Genomic DNA, 19,320 nt, shown 5'->3' with positions numbered 1-19,320 from the left:
GTGGTTACGTCATTCCTCGAAGCGGTAGCCCATGCCGGGCTCGGTGATCAGGTATCTGGGGTGCGAGGGGTCCGCTTCCAACTTGCGGCGCAACTGGGCCATGTAGACCCGCAGGTAGTTCGTGTGCTCGGAGTACGTCGGTCCCCACACGTCGAGCAGGAGCTTGCGCTGGCTGATCAAACGCCCCGGGTGGGTGATGAGGATCTCCAGGAGGTGCCATTCGGTGGGCGTCAGCCGCACGCTGCGGTGGTTGCGGACCACCTTCTTCGCGATCAGGTCGACGGTGAACTCCTCCGTCGTGACCACGGCGACCTCGTGGGCGGGCGCCGCAACCTCCCGGCGGCGTACGGCGGCCCGCAGGCGGGCGAGGAGTTCGTCCATGCTGAACGGCTTGGTGACGTAGTCGTCGGCCCCCGCGTCCAGGGCACGGATCTTCTCCTCCGAGGTGTGCCGGGCGGAGAGCACGAGGATCGGTACGCCGCTGGTCTCCCGTACGTCCTTGATCACGTCGATGCCGTCCATGTCCGGCAGGCCGAGGTCCAGCAGGATGGCGTCCGGCTTGCGGGTGGCCGCGAGCCTCAGGGCGGTCTTTCCGTCGGAAGCGGTCTCCACCTCGAACTTCCGTGCCTCCAGGTTGATCCGGAGCGCACGGACGAGCTGGGCGTCGTCTTCCACCACCAGCACCTTGATCATCGGTGTGGGGCCTTCCTCTTCCAGTGGATACGGGTCGGAGCCGGCGGGAGGCCGGGGGCACTCCCAGCGATCGCCGGGGGCACGGCGTCCCGCCGGCTCCGCACACTTGCCGTGCGGAACGTCAGCGCTTGGCCAGCGCCCTGAGGGCGGTGTTGAGTTCGAGGACGTTGACGCGCGGTTCGCCCATGAAGCCGAGGGTGCGGCCGGTGGTGTGGTCGGCGACGAGCTTCTCGACCCGCTTCACGTCGAGCTTGTTCTGCTCGGCGACGCGGTGGACCTGGAGCTTGGCGTACTCGGGGGAGATGTCGGGGTCGAGGCCGGAACCGGAGGAGGTGACGGCGTCGGCCGGGACGTCCTCCGGCCTGACCTGGTGGCCGGCGGTGGAGTTGTCCGCGACGACGGCGTCCTTGGCGGCGAGGACCTGGGCGCAGAGGGTGCCTTCCTCCGCCTGGTCGGTGCACTTGCCGTTGACGGCGCCGTTGTCGGCGGAGCGGTTGGTGGCGCCGGAGAGGATCAGCGAGTACCGGGTGTTGACGCTGTTGGCGCCGAGGCCGTTGGAGGGGCGCGGCTGGAACCACTTGAGGTCCGGCCTGACGGCCTCCTCGGCGTCGTTCGGGTCCTGCTTGGGGAGGTCGTAGGTCTGTCCGATGAGGGAGGAGCCGACGACCTGGCCGTCCTTGTCCTTGATCTCGGAGCCGTTGGCCTTGTCGTTGAACAGGGCCTGAGCGATCCCCGTCACGGCGAGCGGGTAGATGACCCCGCAGATGACCGTGAGGACGAGCAGGGCCCGCAGGCCGGCGCCGATCAACCGTGCTGTGTTGCCTACAGAGTTGTTCATAGCCTTAGCCGATTCCGGGGATGAGGGAGATGAGAAGGTCGATGAGCTTGATGCCGATGAACGGGGCGATGAGGCCGCCGAGTCCGTAGATCCCGATGTTCCGGCGGAGCATCTTGTCGGCGCTGGTGGGCCGGTACTGGACGCCCTTCAGGGCGAGCGGGACGAGCGCGATGATGATCAGTGCGTTGAAGATGACGGCGGAGAGGATGGCCGACTCGGGGGAGTGCAGGCCCATGATGTTGAGCTTGTCGAGGCCGGGGTAGACCACGGCGAACATGGCCGGGATGATCGCGAAGTACTTGGCGACGTCGTTGGCGATGGAGAACGTCGTGAGGGCGCCTCGGGTGATCAGCAACTGCTTGCCGATCTCGACGATTTCGATGAGCTTGGTGGGGTTGGAGTCCAGGTCCACCATGTTCCCGGCCTCTTTGGCGGCCGAGGTGCCGGTGTTCATCGCGACGCCGACGTCGGCCTGGGCGAGGGCCGGGGCGTCGTTCGTACCGTCGCCCGTCATGGCGACGAGTTTGCCGCCGGCCTGTTCCCGCTTGATGAGGGCCATCTTGTCCTCGGGGGTGGCCTCGGCGAGGAAGTCGTCCACGCCCGCCTCTTCGGCGATGGCCTTGGCGGTGAGCGGGTTGTCGCCGGTGATCATGATGGTCTTGATGCCCATGCGGCGCAGCTCGTCGAAGCGTTCGCGCATGCCCTCCTTGACCACGTCCTTGAGGTGGATGACGCCCAGCACCCGGGCGCCCTTCCCGTCCTTGACGGCGACGAGGAGCGGAGTGCCACCGGCCTCGGAGATGCGGTTGGCGAGGAGGTCGGCGTCGTCGGAGACCTGGCCGCCCTGTTCCTTGACCCAGGTGATGACCGAACCGGCCGCGCCCTTGCGGGTCTGCCTGCCGTCGACGTCCACGCCCGACATGCGGGTCTGTGCGGTGAAGGGGATCCATTCGGCGCCGGTCAGTTCGCCCTGGTGGCGTTCGCGCAGGCCGTACTTCTCCTTCGCGAGGACCACGATCGAGCGGCCCTCGGGGGTCTCGTCCGCGAGGGACGAGAGCTGGGCGACATCCGCGAGCTCGGCCTCCGTCGTGCCCTTGACCGGGACGAACTCGGAGGCCTGGCGGTTGCCGAGGGTGATGGTGCCGGTCTTGTCCAGCAGCAGCGTGGACACATCGCCGGCGGCCTCGACCGCGCGGCCGGACATGGCCAGGACGTTGCGCTGCACGAGCCGGTCCATACCGGCGATGCCGATCGCGGAGAGGAGTGCGCCGATGGTGGTCGGGATCAGGCAGACCAGCAGCGCCGTGAGCACGATCATCGACTGCTCGGCGCCCGCGTAGATCGCGAACGGCTGCAAGGTGACCACGGCCAGCAGGAAGACGATGGTCAGCGAGGCCAGCAGGATGTTCAGCGCGATCTCGTTCGGCGTCTTCTGCCGGGCCGCTCCCTCGACCAACGCGATCATGCGGTCGATGAAGGTCTCGCCGGGCTTCGTCGTGATCTTGATGACGACCCGGTCGGAGAGCACCTTCGTACCGCCCGTGACGGCGCTGCGGTCGCCGCCCGACTCGCGGATGACCGGGGCGGACTCGCCGGTGATGGCGGACTCGTCCACGGAGGCCACGCCTTCGACGACGTCGCCGTCACCGGGGATGATGTCCCCGGCCTCGCAGACGACGAGGTCGCCGATCTTCAGCTCGGTGCCGGGGACCTGCTCCTCACCCGTACCGTCTTTGGTCAGGCGGCGGGCGACGGAGTCGGTCTTGGCCTTGCGCAGCGTGTCGGCCTGGGCCTTCCCTCGGCCCTCGGCCACGGCCTCCGCGAGGTTGGCGAAGATCGTGGTCAGCCACAGCCAGGCGGTGATCGCCCAACCGAACCAGTCCTCCGGGTTCTTGACCGCCAGCACAGTGGTGACCACCGAGCCGATCAGCACCACGAACATGACCGGGGACTTGATCATTACCCGGGGGTCGAGCTTGCGGACGGCGTCCGGGAAGGACTTCAGCAGCTGCTTGGGGTCGAAGAGGCCGCCGCCCACGCGTCCGGAGTCCGGCTTGTGGCCGGTGGGCACGTCCTGGTGCGGAGCCCTCGTAGGTGTGGCGGTGCTCATGATGCGAGCCCTTCGGCGAGCGGTCCCAGCGCGAGAGCGGGGAAGTAGGTGAGGCCGGTGACGATGAGGATGGTGCCGGCGAGCAGGCCCGTGTAGAGCGGCTTGTCGGTACGGAGCGTGCCCGCCGTCTCGGGTACGGGCTTCTGCTCGGCGAGCGAGCCGGCCAGCGCCAGCACGAACACCATGGGCAGGAAACGACCCAGCAGCATGGCGATGCCGATGGTGCTGTTGAACCACTGGGTGTCGGCGTTCAGACCTGCGAAGGCCGAGCCGTTGTTGTTGGCGCCCGAGGTGTAGGCGTAGAGGATCTCGGAGAACCCGTGTGCGCCGCTGTTGGTCATCGACGCGGCCGGGGTGGGCAGCGCCATCGCCGCGGCGGTGAAGCACAGCACCAGCGCCGGGGTGATCAGGATGTAGAGCGCCGCGAACTTGATCTCGCGGGTGCCGATCTTCTTGCCCAGGTACTCGGGGGTGCGGCCGACCATCAGGCCGGCGATGAACACCGCGATGATCGCCATGATCAGCATGCCGTAGAGGCCGGAGCCGACGCCGCCGGGTGCGATCTCGCCGAGCTGCATGCCCAGCAGCTGGATGCCGCCGCCCAGTCCCGTGTAGGAGGAGTGGAAGGAGTTGACCGCGCCCGTGGAGGTCAGGGTCGTCGCCACGGAGAAGATGGCGGAGGCGGCGATGCCGTACCGGGTCTCCTTGCCCTCCATCGCCCCGCCGGCCGCCTGGAGCGCCGGACCGTGGTGGGCGAACTCGGTCCACATCATCAGGGCGGTGAAGCCGATCCAGATGGTGGCCATCGTGGCGAGGATCGCGTAGCCCTGCTTGACCGAGCCGACGAGCTTGCCGAAGGTGCGGGTCAGGGAGAAGGGGATGACCAGGATCAGGAAGATCTCGAAGAGGTTCGAGAACGGGTTGGGGTTCTCGAAGGGGTGGGCGGAGTTGGCGTTGAAGTAGCCGCCGCCGTTCGTACCCAGTTCCTTGATGACCTCCTGCGAGGCCACCGCCCCGCCGTTCCACTGCTGCGAACCGCCCATGAACTGGCCGACTTCGTGGATGCCGGAGAAGTTCTGGATGGCGCCGCAGGCGACGAGGACGAGCGCTCCGACGACGGAGATCGGCAGCAGGATCCGGACCACGCCGCGCACCATGTCGGCCCAGAAGTTGCCGAGTTCCCCGGTGCGGGAGCGCGCGAAGCCCCGTACGAGGGCCACCGCGACGGCCATGCCGACCGCCGCCGAGACGAAGTTCTGCACCGCCAGGCCGCCGGTCTGCACGACGTGGCCCATGGCCTGTTCGCCGTAGTACGACTGCCAGTTGGTGTTCGCGACGAAGGAGGCGGCCGTGTTGAAGGCCTGGTCCGGGTCGATCGCGGAGAAGCCGAGCGAGCCGGGCAGGATGCCCTGGGCGCGCTGGAGGCCGTAGAGGAAGAGGACGGAGACCGCCGAGAAGGCGAGGACACCGCGCAGGTATGCGGGCCACCGCATCTCGGCCGACGGGTTGGCGCCGATGGCCTGGTAGATCCACTTCTCCGGCTTGTAGTGCTTTTCGGAGGAGTAGACCTTGGCCATGTAGTCGCCGAGGGGGCGGTGGGCCAGCGCCAGCGCGGCGATCAGTGCGAGGAGCTGGAGCACACCAGCGAGAACGGGACTCATCGGTGGCTAGAACCTCTCCGGGTACACGAGGGCGAGGATGAGGTAGCCGAGCAGGGAGACGGCCACGGCGAGGCCGACGATGTTTTCGGCAGTCACAGCTTGGTCACCCCCCGGGCGACGAGAGCCACCAGCGCGAACACCGCGATCGTGGTGACGACGAAGGCCAGATCGGCCATCGTGAGCTCCTGAGTGAAGAGGAAGAAGTGGATCGGCCAGCCGGCCGATGACGAGACAACCGTGTCTTCACCCGGGTGTTAATACGCCTTGACGTGGTCCTTACGGGAGGACGGGAACCCTTAACGCCGTCCCTACGGGGAAGGCCGCTCGGAGGGGGTCAGCCCCGGTGGGGCACGCCCGCCGTGTCCAGCGCGGAGCCGGCCTGCGCGGCCAGCGCGACGGCGACGAGGCGGGCTTCCTCGGAGGGCAGGGGACGGCCCGGGAGGGGGTCGAGGAGGAAGCGGCCGTAGTAGTGGCCGCCGCCGGTGGCCCGCAGCTCGGTCTCTCCGTCCGGCCAGTCGGCGTACTCGGTGATCCGGTTCCCGCGGCGGAGCCACAGGCCGCCGCCGTGCTCCAGGCGCGGCAGGTTCCCCATCAGGGTTCCGTACTCGAAGCGGCAGCCGCGCAGGCCCAGGAGGCCGACGAGTTCGCGGCGCACGTACTCGACCACCGCCTCGGGCGAGCCGCCGTCCTCGGCCAGGCGCGCGGTGCCCCGGAGGCTCGACAGGCGTGCGGCGTCGGCGACCACGACGGCTTGGAGCCGGCGTGCGCGCACGGCGAGTTGGGAGACGACCAGGCCGACGCAGAGCAGCAGGACGGACGTCTCGACGTCGGCGCGGTCGGCGACGGCGAACCGCTGGTAGGGCCGGGTGAGGAAGAAGTCGAACCACGCGGCCGCCGAGAGCGCGGCCAGCGCTCCCGCCGGCCGGCTGCCCAGGGCGGCCACCGCGACCACGGCGACGACGAGGACCAGCGCCGCGTTCGTCGCCGACAGGTCCGTACGGAAGGGCGCGAGCGCGAGCGCCACGAGAAGGGGTACCACGAGGCCCGCGACCAGCGCGATGCGGTCGCGGAACCGGTACCAGAAGCCGGACATGCGATGCCTCCCGTCCGGACCCGCCGCTCTTGTTCTCCTCGGGTGGTGTGGCGGGGCAGGTGTCGCCACCTCCTCCAGCGTGCCCCTCCGGGGAGCCGGGGCAACGTGTGGCTGCGCCCTTTTGACGGCCTTCATACGCCGCCGCGACCTGCGTGCCACCTGCGCGTATGGAACACGTGAAGAGCGGCTGGGGAGGCGTATGGATAGCACCAAGAGTGCTGGCGGCGGTCCGGCAGGCCTCCCACGCTGTCCTCACTTTGCACATTCGGAGGGAACGGCGACATGGCCATACACATGGGGAAACCGACCGCGGCTGTTCAGGGGCCGGGCCAGGAGGAGCCCCCTGATACGGGCGCGGGCGGTGCGGGGGACCGGCACAAGCTGACCGCCCTCCAAGGCCTCGCCGCCCTGTCGCTCGACGCGATGGCGTCGGTCGCCTACGGGCCCGAGTCGATCGTGCTGGTGCTGGCCGCGGCCGGTGCGTACGGGCTCGGTTTCACCCTCCCCGTCACCCTGGCCATCGCCGCGCTGCTCGCCGTCCTGGTGGCCTCGTACCGGCAGGTGATCGCCGCGTTCCCCGACGGGGGAGGCTCGTACGCCGTGGCGAAGAAGCACCTGGGCCGGCGTACGAGCCTGGTCGCCGCGGCCTCGCTGATCCTGGACTACGTGCTCAACGTCGCGGTGTCCGTCACCGCCGGTGCGGCCGCCCTGACGTCCGCGTTCCCGGGCCTGCACGGCGAGCGGGTCTGGATCTGCCTCGGTGTCCTGGTGCTGGTCACCGCCGTGAACCTGCGCGGGGTCGTCGACTCCGCCAAGGCCTTCCTCGTGCCGACCGCGCTCTTCGTCGGGTCGATCCTGGCGATGATCGCCGTCGGGCTCCTCCGCGACGGCCCGGTCAGCACCGCTTCCGCCGCCGGACACCCCTCCGCGCTCGGCGAGGGTGCCACGACCGTGGGCGTACTCCTGCTCCTGAAGGCCTTCGCCGCCGGCTGCTCGGCCCTGACCGGCGTCGAGGCCGTCGCCAACGCCGTGCCGTCCTTCCGTGCCCCGGCCGCCCGGCGGGCCCAGCGCACGGAGGTGGCGCTGGGCGTGCTCCTCGGTGTGATGCTGATCGGCCTGTCGATCCTCATCGGCCGCTTCCACCTCCAGCCCGTCGAGGGGGTGACCGTCCTCGCCCAGCTCGCGGACGCCTCCTTCGGGCACAACGCGGCCTTCTACGTGGTCCAGTTCGCCACCATGGTGCTGCTCGCGCTCGCCGCGAACACCTCCTTCGGCGGCCTGCCGGTGCTGATGAGCCTGCTGGCCCGCGACAACCACCTGCCGCACTTCTTCGCCCTCAAGGCCGACCGCCAGGTGCACCGCCACGGCGTGGTCTGGCTGGCCCTCGTCTCGGCCGTCCTGCTCGTCCTCTCGGGCGGCGACACCAACACCCTCGTCCCGCTCTTCGCCATCGGCGTGTTCGTCGGCTTCACCCTCTGCCAGGTCGGCATGGTCCTGCACTGGCGCGGCGAGCGTCCGCGGGGCTGGCGGGGCAAGGCCGTCCTCAACGGCTTCGGCGCACTCCTGACCGGTGCCGCGGCGGTCGTCGTCACCGCCACCAAATTCACCGAGGGCGCCTGGCTGATCGTCCTCGCCCTCCCCTTGATCGTCCTCGGCTTCGAGAAGGTCCACGGCGCCTACGCCGAGATCGGCGCACGCCTCGAACTCGGCCGCGTCCCGCAACCGCCGCACCGGGCCCGCTCGCTCGTCGTGGTCCCCGTCTCCGGGCTCTCGAAGCTGACCTGCCAGGCCCTCACCGCAGCCCGCTCCCTCGGCGACGAAGTCCACGCCGTGACCGTCACCCACCCGGCCCCCGAAGACCGGGAGGCGGCCGAAGCGCTCCGCCGGGACTGGGAGTTGTGGAAGCCCGGCGTCGAACTGACCGAGCTCTCCTCCGACACCCGGTCGCTGGGCCGGCCGCTGTCCGGCTACGTGCGGGAGCTCGCGCGGACGCACCCGGACGCCCAGGTGACCGTACTGATCCCGGAGACCGAGCCGGCCCGCCTGTGGCAGCGGATGCTCCAGAACCAGCGCGGCTCCGTCGTCGCCCACGCCGTCCGCCGCGACACCGACGCGGCCATCTGCCGACTGCGTTTCCGGATCACCGACGGCGCACGCTGACACGCCCTTGACGGCGGCTGGACGGGCCGCAGCGTGCCGCCCCGGAGGGAGGCGGCGAGGTCGGGACGGGGGTGCCGGCGACGGCGGCCCGTGGCGCCTTGGGCGGCGCCGTATGGAGGTCGTCAAGCTCGCGCTCCTCGCCGTATGGACGCCGTCAAGGCCTGCCCGGGCGGTGGGAAAGGGTTGTTACATCGGCTGGACGGGTTCCATCCGGTGGAACGTTCCGGACTGCGCATGACGTACGAGAGGAAGGCGGCACGCCGATGCCCCGGGTGCTGGTGGTGGACGACGAACCGCAGCTCGCGCGATTGATGGTCATCAATCTGAAGGCGCGGAAGTACGACGTGGACTGCGCGTCCGACGGAGGCACGGCCCTGGACGCCGTGGCGAGCCGGCGCCCCGATGCGGTCCTGCTCGATCTCGGACTGCCGGACATGGACGGGATCGACGTGATCAAGCGGCTGCGGATGTGGTCGCGGGTGCCCGTCCTGGTGGTCTCCGCCCGCCACGGCTCCGAGGAGAAGGTCCGGGCCCTGGACGCGGGCGCCGACGACTACATCACCAAGCCCTTCGGCATGGACGAACTGATGGCCCGGCTCGGATCGGTCGTCCGCCGAGCGTCCGCGCGGACCCCGGTCACCGCGAGCGATTCGGTCGTCGAGACCGAGGAGTTCACCGTCGATCTGATCGCGAAGAAGGCCCGGCGCGGAGGGAACACCATCAGGCTCACGCCGACGGAATGGCACCTGCTGGAAGTCCTGATCCGCAACAAGGGCCGGCTCGTCAGCCAACGGCGCCTGCTCCAGGAGGTCTGGGGCTCCTCCTACGGAACGCAGACCAACTACCTGCGCGTGTACATGGCCCACCTCCGACGGAAGCTCGAAGCGGACCCCGCACACCCGCGCCACCTGATCACCGCCCCCGGAATGGGGTACCGCTTCGATGCGTGAGCGCGTCGAGGCGGCGGCCACCGTACGGGTGCCGCGTCCGAGTACGAATCCGGCATGCGGGTGCGCGGCGAAGTGCTCCACGACCGCTATCGCGTCCTGCCCCTGGAGAGCTCCAGCATCCCCAACGCCCTGGCGGCCTTCCTCCTCCACGTACGCGACCCGCGAGGTCATCCGCGAGGCAGAACCGGACCGGACCCGCCGTCCGCACGTCCACGTCGGCTGACGGATCGCGGTCGCACCGCGCCGCCGACCGGCGGTGGCCTCGAAGGTAGGTCGGATTGCGACATTTGGAGCATCAGGGACATGTCGTGATTGATAATCATATATAACTACGCATAGAACGTTCCTCGCAGCTCGAACAGGGACACTCCCTGATCGGGTCGTTCGAGGAGGATCCATGCAGCACTTCGCCGTTCGGAAGGCATCGTGCACGGTACTCGCTGCCGCAGCCGTTCTGTCGCCGTCCGTCGCCCTGGCGGCTCCTGCCCCACCCGGCACGTACGCATACGTCGCCAACACGGGCCAGGACAAGGTCCAGGTGTTCGACACCGCCACGAACGCCCTCGTGACGAGCATCGGCACCGGAGCGTTCAGCGGGCCCCTGCAGGTCGCCGCTTCCCGTAACGGCAAGAAGGTCTACGTGACGGAGCGGGACTCGGGTGCCGTGTCGGCGATCGACGCCCTCACCAACACCGTGGTGGCCGAAATCCCCACGGGGAGCGGCACTCCGGAGAGCGTGGCCATCTCGCCGGACGACAGTCGCGCCTACGTCACCGTGGAGGGGAACGGACCGGCCAACCGCGTGGTGGCGATCAACACCGCCACCAACGCCGTCGTGGGCACCCTGGACGCGGGGGTGGACACGCTCCCGAACGGGCTGGCGGTCTCCCCGGACGGGAAGCGGCTCTACGTCGCCTACCGGGGCGCCGGTGTGGTGGCGGTGATCGACGCCGCCACCATGACGCTCATCACGACGGTGGACGTCGGACCGAGCGCACCGCGAAAGGTGGCCATCTCGCCGAGTGGCGCACGTGTCTACGTCACCGAGAACACCTCGGGCGAGGTATCGGTCATCGACACCGCCACCAACACGGTCGTGGTGCCGATCCCCGTCAACCAGGGACTGGACGGCGTGGAGGTCTCACGGGACGGAAAGCGCGTCTACGTCGCCGACCGGAACAACGCCCGGGTGGCGGTCATCGATGCCGCCACGAACAGCGTCGTCACGTCGATCCCCACCTCCGGGGATCCCGCCGAGATGGCGGTTTCCCCCACCGGAGCCCGGCTGTACGTCAGCCACCCCAACGGCGCGCACGCGGTGTCCGTCATCGACCTCGCCACCAACTCCGTCTCCGCGACCGTCGACAGTCCCGAAGGGGCGCTCATCGGAATCGACCTGGGCTCGGTGCCGGGGACCTCGAAGGTGTCCTGCCCGGCCGGCAGCGTGCTGACGGGCGGCGGCTTCGGATCCACCGGTCCTGCATCGGATCAGCTCGTCAGCAGGCCGGTACCCGGCACCAACGACTGGGAGGTGAACGGGCAGAACAGGACGCGGGACGACGTCACCCTCACCCCGTACGCCGTCTGTGCCACGCCATGACGGCCTCGCGAGGACCCGAAGGCAGCCGCCGCCCCCTCCCGGGCCCCGGATCCACTTCCAGCGGACGATGATCAGGAGCAGATGCATGCCGTCTGAAAACACAGCAGCAACGCGGCGGAGCGGTCCGCCGCGCCGGACCGGATGGATCGCCGGAGCCGTTGTCTCGCTCGCCCTCACGGGTGCCGGTTTCGCGGTGCCCGCAGCCGCCGCCACCCCGCAGGACCCGTCGGACGTGCAGTACCTGACGGTGAATCCGCCTCCGCAGCACGACGAATGCGCCGAGGGGCCGCCGTGGGCGCAGGAGCGGACGTGGGCCGAGTGCGAGCCCCACCCCGGTGGGCCTCCGTTTCCTCCCGGACCCCCCGGGCCCCCCGGACCGGCTGGACCTCCCGGACCGGCCGGAGCCCCCGGCCCTCCGGGAGCCCAGGGCGCGCCGGGGGTCCCCGGCCCGGCCGGCGCGCCGGGATCAGCCGGGCCCGCCGGACCCCAGGGAGTGGCCGGACCTGCGGGCCCCGCTGGTCCCCCGGGACGCGTTTCCACCCTCGTCGTCACGGGCCAGCCCGTCCTGATCCCCGCGGCCCCGTAGCGGCACCGGGCCCCGCGCGGGCCGCAGCACCGTACGGCCGGCACGACCGCGTGCTGCCGGCCGTACGTGGGCGCCTTCGCGTCAGCCGTGGCGCAGGGACTCCAGCAGGCCTTCCGGGAGGTACTCCGCGTGGGCTGCGGCCACCGCCGCAGGGTCGGTGAGCCGGTCGAGAGGAAGGTGTCGGGACCGGCGCGGCGGCGGCACGGGCTCGGCGCTTCCGAGCCGCCGGGCGACGTCCTCGCGCAGCTTCGGCAGCAGCGCGTAGAGCATGTCACCGGGACATGCGGTGCTGTTGAAGTCCCGGTGCCCGTAGATCTCGGAGGCCGGCACGTCGTACTGGCGGCACACGCGGGCGCACAGGTCGGCGAGGGCGGAGAACTGCGCCGCCGGAGGCTGCACCGTCATGTAGGTGCCCTCGTTCTCGATGCCGATGGCCACGTTGTTCTGGCCGACGCAGTGGGCGCCCCGTACCATCCGGGCCCCGGCGTCCAGCGCGGCGAGGCTGCGGTGGCGCCCCTCGAGGACGAAGGCGCCCCTGCTGACCGTGAAGTGCTGGCCGGTGTCGATCCAGCCCTGCATGTCCATGTGGTACGTCTGGATCGCGCGGGCGAGGCTGAGGGCCCGCGTCATCGAGTAGTCCGTGACGTTGGCCGTGGCCGTGTGGTGGATGATGATCTTCTCGGGCCGGGAGGCGAGCAGTACGACGGGTTCGGACGCCTCGCGGGCGCCCCAGCCGGCGCAGTCGGTGATCTCGGGTACCGGGTTGCCGTCGCGGCGCCCGAATGCCCGGGGGCCGGTGGAGGCCCTGGCCGGGGAGGCGGCGGCGGTGGGCAGGAGGGAGCCGGCTCCGACCGCGAGCGCGGCGGATACCAGGGCCCTGCGCGTGAGCGGGGAGTGCGGTGTGAATGTCATGGAGCAGCCGTTCCGGTGGGGGAGACCTCCCATGGAACGGGGCGGGGCCCCCGGGGGCGCACAGGCGCTCCGGGGACGCCGTCCGTTGGTCCTTTGGGAGGACGGCGACTCGGCCGTCCGGTCGCCGCCGGCTCCTCAGGGGCCCTTGTTGAGTTCCGCGACGATCGAGGCGGGTGTGTGCCCGCTGCCGTCGGACAGACGGTGGAAGTCGACGGAGACGTAGTTCGGAGTACGGCCCCCGCTGGCGGTCCGGCACTGCGTCGCGATGCGGTCCCTGAGCTTGGCCCCGTTGTCCAGGGACGCGGTGAGGACCGTGGGCACGTTGCGGTGGTGGCTCATCGTGAACAGCCGCCGGAATCCCGGTTCCTGGCGGTCCAGGGGCACGTCGGGCCAGCGGGTGACGCACGCGAGGTCGTTGCCCAGGTCGCCGAGGCTCCAGTAGTTGCTCACGGTCCAGGACCTGTCGAACATGACGCCGAAGTCTTCGCGGTCGGACCGGTCCGAGAAGACGATCAGACGCTTGCCGGCGGTGACGAGGTCGGCCACCTTCGGCCAGCCGTGCTCCCGTACGCCCCACTCGTCCGGCCGGAACAGCAGCGGGTCGAACCCGCGGACCTTGCCGAGTGACTGCCGGAGTTGCCCGGCGCTGACGTAGTCCTCGAGGAAGACGGTCACCACCTCCTGCGGATGGGAGGCCAGGAAGTCGACCACCGTCTGCATGGTGCCGTGGAAGGACTGCCGCGGGAGCGCGTACGTGGCTCCGGCGAAGGTCTTGCAGTCGCCGTGGCACAGGTAGACGTCGCTCGGGTAGCAGTCGCTGCCGAAGCTGATGACGCACAACCAGGTGCTGCGCTCGTACCAGTGCGTGTCCAGGCTCAGGGCGCGGACCCCGCCGTCGAGTTGCGCGCGCACCGACTCGGACTGGTTCACCGAACTCCAGCGGGAGTCCTCGTAGTTGGTGAAGGAGTTGTGGGTGGTGAGGAAGGCGGCCTCGTCGAGGCGGCGGTCGCCCCAGCGGGCGGCGGCCTGGTCCGCCGCCTGCTGGGTGGTGGGGGAGGGGGGTGGAGGGGCCGTGGCGGCGGTGGCGCCCGGTGCGCAGAGGAGGGCCAGAAGGAAGAGGCACACCAGGAGGCGGAGCCCTCTTCGCGCCGATGGGGTGCCGGGACGCCGGAGGGGCGCACCACTCTTGCGTGTCGCGTGCATGTCAAACATGGCGGGAGGGTACCGTGCCCGGCGAGGGCGTGCCGCCCCTCGGACGGCATCGGCCGAATCCAGCCGCCGGGGCCCGCACGGCACGCGAGCGCAGGCTGCGCTGACCTGCGCGTTTCGGGATCGGGTCGATCGGGTGAGACCGGCCGACGAGAGGCTGCGGCGCCGGCGGATGCCGTTCCGAGGTCCATGCCGCTGAGGGTGTCGAGCGGAGGCCGCTGCCAGGCCCAGTTCCTGCCAGCCTCAGGGGGCCCGTGCAGATCCGGAGTGTGAGCCGCCGGTCTCGGGGCAGGCGCCCGGCCGAGGCACCCGCCCAACCGTCGCGGCACGGGGGAGCGGGTGCACGGAAGCCGAGAACGCCGCAGGCGCCGCGAGCGCAGAGACGAAGGAGACATCCGTGAACGTGAACGTGTGGAACTACCGCGAGACTTCGGGCCGTCTGGAGGCGATCGACCTGACCGGGTTCAAGGTCGAGGCCGCCGACGGAAGCATCGGCAAGGTGAGCAAGCACTCCGACGAGGTCGGCTCCTCCTACCTGGTGGTCGACACCGGGCCCTGGATCTTCGGCCGGGAGGTGCTCCTCCCGGCGGGCACGGTCACCCATGTCGACGTGGAGGGCGAGAAGATCCACGTCGACCGGACCAAGGACCAGATCAAGGCGGCACCCGAGTTCTTCAGCGAGAAGCACATCGGTGACACGGACTACTACAGCCGCATCGGCGGCTACTACGGCGGCTTCATGGGCTGAGACCCCTGCACCGGGCGGTCACCCGTTCGCGGCGGTGGGCTCCGGGCCGGTCTGCGGATCGGCCGGGGGCTCGACGAGCTGTGGGCTGAGACCCCTGCACCGGGCGGTCACCCGTTCGCGGCGGTGGGCTCCGGGCCGGTCTGCGGATCGGCCGGGGGCTCGACGAGCTGCTCGCGCAGGTACCTCCACACCACCGCGATCAGCGCCGCGGCCGGGACCGCCAGCAGGCTGCCGACCACTCCGGCCAGGCTGCCCCCCAGGGTCACCGCCAACAGGACCACCGCGGCGTGGAGTCCGAGACCGCGGCTCTGGATCATCGGCTGGAAGACGTTGCCCTCCAGCTGCTGCACCACGACGATGATCAGCAGCACGATCAGCGCGTCCGTCAGACCGTTCGAGACCAGCGCGATGAGCACCGCCACCAAACCGGCGAACAGGGCGCCCACGATCGGCACGAACGCGGACACGAAGGTCAGCACGGCCAGGGGCAGCACCAGGGGAACACCGACGATCCACAACCCCAGCCCGATGAAGACCGCGTCGAGCAGGCCGACGAACGCCTGCGAGCGCACGAAGGAACCGAGGGTCTCCCAGCCGCGCTCGGCCACCACGGGGACGTCGGTGGCGAGGCGGCCGGGCAGCTGCCGGGTGAGCCACGGCAGGAACCGCGGCCCGTCCTTGAGGAAGAAGAACATCAGGAAGAGCGCCAGGACGGCCGTCACCAGACCGCTGAAGACGGTGCTCACCCCGGTGACGACGGTGGAGACCGTGGTGCCCACGCTGTGCTGGACCCGGTCGACGGCGCTGTCGAACGCCGCATTGATCTGGGCGTCCCCGATGTTCAGCGGCGGTCCGGCAGCCCAGCCGCGCAGCTGCTGGATGCCCTTGACCACGCCGTCGCCCAGCTCACCGGCCTGCGACGCCACCGGTACGGCGATGAGCGCGACCACACCTGCGGCGACCACGAGGAACAGTACGGTCACCAGGGACGCGGCCACGGCCGGAGGCCACCCGCGCCTGCGCAGGAAGGCGACCAGGGGCCACGTCAGCGTGGTCAGCAGCAGGGCGACGACCAGTGGCCAGATCACCGACCACATCCGCCCCAGGAGCCACAAGGTCGCGGCGGCCATCACGAAGACCAGGAGCAACTCGGCAGAAACCCGCGCGGACGACCGCAGCGCGGACGCGGTCCTTCTCGAACTCAGCGTGTCAGACATGGGGTCACCCTAGGGAACGTCCCCCGCACACGGTGCCGGTGGTACGGCGCACCGTGCCCGCGGCCCGCCCGCGACGGCCGGGCATGGAGCGGGGAATGCCGGGTACCCGCCGGGCATGACAGTGGGTGGAGCAGTACGTGAGGGTGTGGAAACCGCGGCGAGCGGTGGCAAGGCGCGGGGGGTGCTGGCCCGCTGCGGCCTGGCGACGCGCGGATTGCTGTACCTGCTCATCGGCGTACTCGCCGTGCGCGTCGCCTTCGCCGATGGCGGTGGCGAGGAAGCGGACCGGACGGGCGCCGTGCAGGAACTCGCGGAGAAGCCCTTCGGCGGTGTGCTCGTATGGGCCGTCGGGATCGGCCTGGTCTGCATGGCCCTGTGGCGGCTCTCGGAAGCGGCTCTGGGTGCGGCGGGCCCCGACGGGGACAAGCCCGGCAAGCGCCTGGCGGCGGCGGCCCGTGCCGTGTTCTACGGGGCCGGCGCGTACTCCGTGCTCTCCTTCGCCGCCGGCACCGGCGGCGGGCGGTCCGGCGACGAGCAGTCCCGGGACGTGACGGCCCGGGCGCTCGACGTACCCGGTGGTCCGTGGTGGGTGGGGGCCGTTGGCGCGGGGATAGCCATCGGCGGTGTCGTGATCGCCGTACAGGCGGCGCGGCGCACCTTCCGCAAGCACCTGGCGATGGGCGGGCAGCCCGAGGGGGTCCGCAAGGCCGTCGAGTTCACGGGGGTCGGGGGCGGAGTGGCGCGCGGCGCCGTCTTCGCCGCGGCCGGAGCCTTCGCCGTATACGCCGCCGTGAGCTACGACCCGGCGAAGGCGAAGGGGGTCGACGACACCCTCCGGGCGTTCACCCAGACCCCCGCGGGCCCGTGGCTCCTCGTGGTGATCGCCGCCGGGCTCGTGCTGTTCGGCCTGTTCTCCTGGGCCATGGCCTGTTGGCGCCGGGTCTGAGGCTTCGGCTGTCGGCCCTGTCGGCCCTGTCGGCCCCGTAGGCCCCGTCGGTGGCGGACGCCGGCACCGTGCCACCCGTGCGACCGACCTCGGCAGCATCTGACGAGGCCTCGCAGGGGTGGCCGGGCGGCCCCTTCACGGTGTGTGCAGGGCCAGGGCCGCGCAGTGGCCGGCGGGGACCAGGACGTCGCTCAGGGTCCACCCCGGAAGGAGGGCCGGTACGGGGCCGGACCCGACGTAGTCCGCGGCCGGATTCTCCGAGAGGCCGACCCCCAGGCCCTTGAGGTAGGCCTCCTTGCGGGTCCAGACCCGGGTGAAGGCCGCCGAGCGGTCACCGGGGGAGAGGGCCGCCAGTTCGGCGGCCTCCCGCGGGTGCAGTACGTCGGCCAGTTCCGGGATGGTGCGGGGCGCCACCAGCTCCTCCACGTCCACCCCGACCGGGGCCGTAGCGAAGGCCAGCAGGCTGATGCCGGTGCAGTGCGAGAGCGAGAAGTGCAGGGCCCCGCCCGGGAGTACGGGGCGCCCGTGCGGCTCGTCGCAGTGTGCGCACGGAGCCCGCTCGACGATGACCTCGCGCGGGACGATGCCCAGGTACGCGCCGAGCAGCCGCCGCAGTGCCACGTGCGCGCAGACGTACGCGTCGCGGTCGGCTTCCTGGACGAACTCGGCCGCACGCGACAACTCCTGGGCGTCCAGGGTGCCGGGGGCGTGCCGGGCGGCGTGCACGCGGTACTCCGTGGTGTCCACGAGCCACAGCTGCGGGCTCGCGGCCACGAGGGCGGCCCGCGCCGGACCGGGGTCCGAGAGCCTTTCCGGGAGCAGGAGTTGCCGGGTCAGTACGGACATCGGGAGCCTCCTCAGACGGCCGCGGGGACGGGGAGCTCTTCCACGGGCGCCGGCTCCTCGGCCCGTGCGGGGTGGCGCAGGGCCAGGACCGCCGCCACCGGGGAGACGAAGGCGATCGCACCGCACAGCAGCCACGTGGTCTGGATGCCGAGGACGAGGGAGAGCGAGCTGAAGACGGCGATGGACAGGGGGGCGGTGCCGATCCCGGCCAGGGCGAGGGTGGACATCGCCGCGCCCATCCGGTCCTCGGGGGCCGACTGCTGGTAGAGGGTGACGATCGCGGGGCCGTTGAGACCGGACAGCAGGCCCACTCCGGCGGCGACGGCGGTGAGCGAGACCACGGACGGCATCAGGGCCATCACGAGGATTCCCGCGGCGAGTCCGGCCCCGGTGACGACGAGACGTACGAACATCGGGATGCGGTGCGCCATCGCGGCGCCCACCGCACTGGAGCCCAGCGCGCCGACGCTGAAGGCCGCCAGGACCACGCCGACCGCGCTCACGCCCCAGCCGCGTTCGGAGACCAGCAGCGGCAGCGCCACCTCGGCCGGCCAGCTGAACGCCAGGTCGAGGCAGAGGGCGGCGACGAACATCCAGCGCAGCCGGGGGTGGGCGGCGAGCAGCCGGAAGCCGTCGCCGGAGCGCTTGACCAGCGAGACACCGGGCTCCGGCTTCGGGCGGGCGAAGCCGTGGGTGACGTGGAGCAGGCAGCCGAGCCAGATCGCCCCGGTGACGGCGCCGACGAGCATGGCCAGCCACAGCTCCCCGACGCTGATCAGGAACGCTCCGGCCGGCGAACCGAGGATCGGGGCGACGCGCAGCACCATCGAGTACAGGGAGTTCGCGCGGGCCAGCTGGTCGCCGCGGGCGAACATCGGGAGCAGTACGCCGGAGGCCGGTCCGGCGAGGCCCAGGAGGATCCCCTCGACCAGCGCGATCGCCACCAGCGGCCACAAGGTGTGCGTGGTGGCGGTGACCATGGCGCCGGCAGCGAGCAGGACGACGCGGGCCGCCGTGGTGCGCAGCAGGATGAAGCGCGGCCCGAGCGTGTCGGCCACGGCCCCGCCGAAGATCAGCATCAGGGCGCGGGGCACGGTGGCGGCGAGCATCAGCAGGGTGACGGCACGGGTCCCGCCCAGCTCGACGGCGGTCCAGTTCATGGCGATGAGCAGGGCGAAGCTGCCGAGCTGCACCGAGGCCTGGCCGCCGACGAGGGAACCCACCCGGCCCCACTGGACCGGTTGGCCGGGCTGCGGAGCCTGCTGCGAAGGGGTGTCCATGGTGCACCTGTTCTCTGTGGGAGTGGGAGGGGAGTGGTGTGCCGGGGAGGGAGGGGTGGGGTGGCTCATCGGCGATCGCCGTACAGATCGCCGTACAGATCGCCGTACTGGTCGCCGTGCCGGTCGGTGGGCTGGTCGTCGGACCCGACGGCGTAGGGATCTCCGTGCTGCCGCCGGCCGCTCAGGGCGACCGCCGCGGCCACGGCGCGCCGTGCGGCGTTCGCCAGGTCGGTGCTCCGCGCGACGCCGCCGTACGTACGCAGCTCCAGACGGCCGCCGAGGTGTCCGAGGCCCGCCGCAGCGAGCGCCCTGTACGCGGCCGTGGCCGCGGCTGCGGTGGCGGCCGGGCCCGCCGGGGGGACGACGGCGGCGCTGACGCCCGGCACCTCCGAGAGCCGCAGCCGGCCCCGGACGCACGCCGCCCGTCGCCTGCGCCCGCGTGGACCCGCGACCCGGCCACCCGGCACCGGC

The 19,320-nt window shown here is 71.1% G+C and carries 17 protein-coding genes and 1 pseudogene; 6 read left to right on the top strand and 12 right to left on the bottom strand.

The window, feature by feature from the left end; genetic code table 11:
* Positions 1–9: 9 nt before the first annotated feature.
* From ACZ60J_RS09570 to ACZ60J_RS09545, 6 genes are all read right to left on the bottom strand, one after another.
* Entirely contained in the window at positions 10–693 is a 684-nt protein-coding gene (locus ACZ60J_RS09570; RefSeq protein WP_469680171.1) for a response regulator, read from the bottom strand.
* Positions 694–814: 121 nt separating this feature from the next.
* Positions 815–1,531 (bottom strand): potassium-transporting ATPase subunit C, encoded by a 717-nt coding sequence (locus ACZ60J_RS09565; RefSeq protein WP_469680170.1) that lies wholly within the window; start codon positions 1,529–1,531, stop codon positions 815–817.
* A 4-nt stretch (positions 1,532–1,535) separates the two neighbouring features.
* Positions 1,536–3,641, bottom strand: coding sequence for a potassium-transporting ATPase subunit KdpB (gene kdpB, locus ACZ60J_RS09560; RefSeq protein ID WP_469680168.1), 2,106 nt, complete (start codon positions 3,639–3,641; stop codon positions 1,536–1,538).
* Positions 3,638–5,302 carry a potassium-transporting ATPase subunit KdpA gene (gene kdpA, locus ACZ60J_RS09555; RefSeq protein WP_469680166.1) on the bottom strand — a complete coding sequence of 555 codons (1,665 nt, stop codon included), beginning with the start codon at positions 5,300–5,302 and terminating at the stop codon, positions 3,638–3,640. The genes kdpB and kdpA overlap by 4 nt, the downstream gene beginning before the upstream one ends.
* Before the next feature lie 6 nt (positions 5,303–5,308).
* Positions 5,309–5,398, bottom strand: coding sequence for a K(+)-transporting ATPase subunit F (kdpF, locus tag ACZ60J_RS09550; protein ID WP_469680164.1), 90 nt, complete (start codon positions 5,396–5,398; stop codon positions 5,309–5,311).
* Between the two features lie 238 nt (positions 5,399–5,636).
* Positions 5,637–6,395: a DUF4118 domain-containing protein gene (locus tag ACZ60J_RS09545; RefSeq protein WP_469680163.1), complete on the bottom strand. Its 759-nt coding sequence runs from the start codon at positions 6,393–6,395 to the stop codon at positions 5,637–5,639.
* A gap of 282 nt (positions 6,396–6,677) precedes the next feature.
* Here ACZ60J_RS09545 and ACZ60J_RS09540 point away from each other — a divergent pair, with 282 nt between their 5' ends.
* The 4 genes and pseudogenes from ACZ60J_RS09540 to ACZ60J_RS09525 all read left to right on the top strand — a co-directional run bounded on the left by ACZ60J_RS09540 (position 6,678) and on the right by ACZ60J_RS09525 (position 11,105).
* Positions 6,678–8,555 (top strand): APC family permease, encoded by a 1,878-nt coding sequence (locus ACZ60J_RS09540; RefSeq protein WP_469680161.1) that lies wholly within the window; start codon positions 6,678–6,680, stop codon positions 8,553–8,555.
* Positions 8,556–8,818: 263 nt separating this feature from the next.
* A complete protein-coding gene (locus ACZ60J_RS09535) occupies positions 8,819–9,505 on the top strand; it encodes a response regulator (protein WP_469680159.1) in 687 nt (228 codons plus the stop codon).
* 36 nt (positions 9,506–9,541) lie between these two features.
* Positions 9,542–9,728 (top strand): annotated as a pseudogene (locus ACZ60J_RS09530) (amino acid transporter); the annotation flags it as partial.
* A gap of 174 nt (positions 9,729–9,902) precedes the next feature.
* Complete coding sequence (locus ACZ60J_RS09525) at positions 9,903–11,105, top strand: beta-propeller fold lactonase family protein (RefSeq protein WP_469680157.1); 1,203 nt, start codon at positions 9,903–9,905, stop codon at positions 11,103–11,105.
* A 667-nt stretch (positions 11,106–11,772) separates the two neighbouring features.
* Here the strand turns inward: ACZ60J_RS09525 and ACZ60J_RS09520 are convergent.
* Complete coding sequence (locus tag ACZ60J_RS09520) at positions 11,773–12,603, bottom strand: peptidoglycan recognition protein family protein (RefSeq protein WP_469680155.1); 831 nt, start codon at positions 12,601–12,603, stop codon at positions 11,773–11,775.
* Between the two features lie 135 nt (positions 12,604–12,738).
* Complete coding sequence (locus ACZ60J_RS09515) at positions 12,739–13,728, bottom strand: PI-PLC domain-containing protein (protein ID WP_469680153.1); 990 nt, start codon at positions 13,726–13,728, stop codon at positions 12,739–12,741.
* 481 nt (positions 13,729–14,209) lie between these two features.
* Here ACZ60J_RS09515 and ACZ60J_RS09510 point away from each other — a divergent pair, with 481 nt between their 5' ends.
* Positions 14,210–14,560, top strand: a complete 351-nt coding sequence (locus ACZ60J_RS09510) for a PRC-barrel domain-containing protein (protein ID WP_469680151.1) — start codon at positions 14,210–14,212, stop codon at positions 14,558–14,560.
* Positions 14,561–14,667: 107 nt separating this feature from the next.
* Here ACZ60J_RS09510 and ACZ60J_RS09505 read toward each other — a convergent pair whose 3' ends face one another.
* A complete protein-coding gene (locus ACZ60J_RS09505; protein ID WP_469680150.1) occupies positions 14,668–15,777 on the bottom strand; it encodes an AI-2E family transporter in 1,110 nt (369 codons plus the stop codon).
* 115 nt (positions 15,778–15,892) lie between these two features.
* On the opposite strand from ACZ60J_RS09505, the gene ACZ60J_RS09500 reads away from it, so the two are divergent.
* A complete protein-coding gene (locus ACZ60J_RS09500; protein ID WP_469680149.1) occupies positions 15,893–16,723 on the top strand; it encodes a DUF1206 domain-containing protein in 831 nt (276 codons plus the stop codon).
* Between the two features lie 135 nt (positions 16,724–16,858).
* Here ACZ60J_RS09500 and ACZ60J_RS09495 read toward each other — a convergent pair whose 3' ends face one another.
* From ACZ60J_RS09495 to ACZ60J_RS09485, 3 genes are all read right to left on the bottom strand, one after another.
* Positions 16,859–17,569 (bottom strand): 4'-phosphopantetheinyl transferase family protein, encoded by a 711-nt coding sequence (locus tag ACZ60J_RS09495; protein ID WP_469680147.1) that lies wholly within the window; start codon positions 17,567–17,569, stop codon positions 16,859–16,861.
* Positions 17,570–17,580: 11 nt separating this feature from the next.
* Positions 17,581–18,849: an MFS transporter gene (locus ACZ60J_RS09490; RefSeq protein ID WP_469680145.1), complete on the bottom strand. Its 1,269-nt coding sequence runs from the start codon at positions 18,847–18,849 to the stop codon at positions 17,581–17,583.
* Between the two features lie 65 nt (positions 18,850–18,914).
* Positions 18,915–19,235: a hypothetical protein gene (locus ACZ60J_RS09485; RefSeq protein ID WP_469680143.1), complete on the bottom strand. Its 321-nt coding sequence runs from the start codon at positions 19,233–19,235 to the stop codon at positions 18,915–18,917.
* Positions 19,236–19,320 lie beyond the last annotated feature (85 nt).

Source organism: Streptomyces sp. NPDC104226 (genome assembly GCF_055584085.1).
The sequence above is the reverse complement of the archived record's forward strand: the minus strand, read 5'-3'. Positions and strand labels throughout refer to the sequence as shown.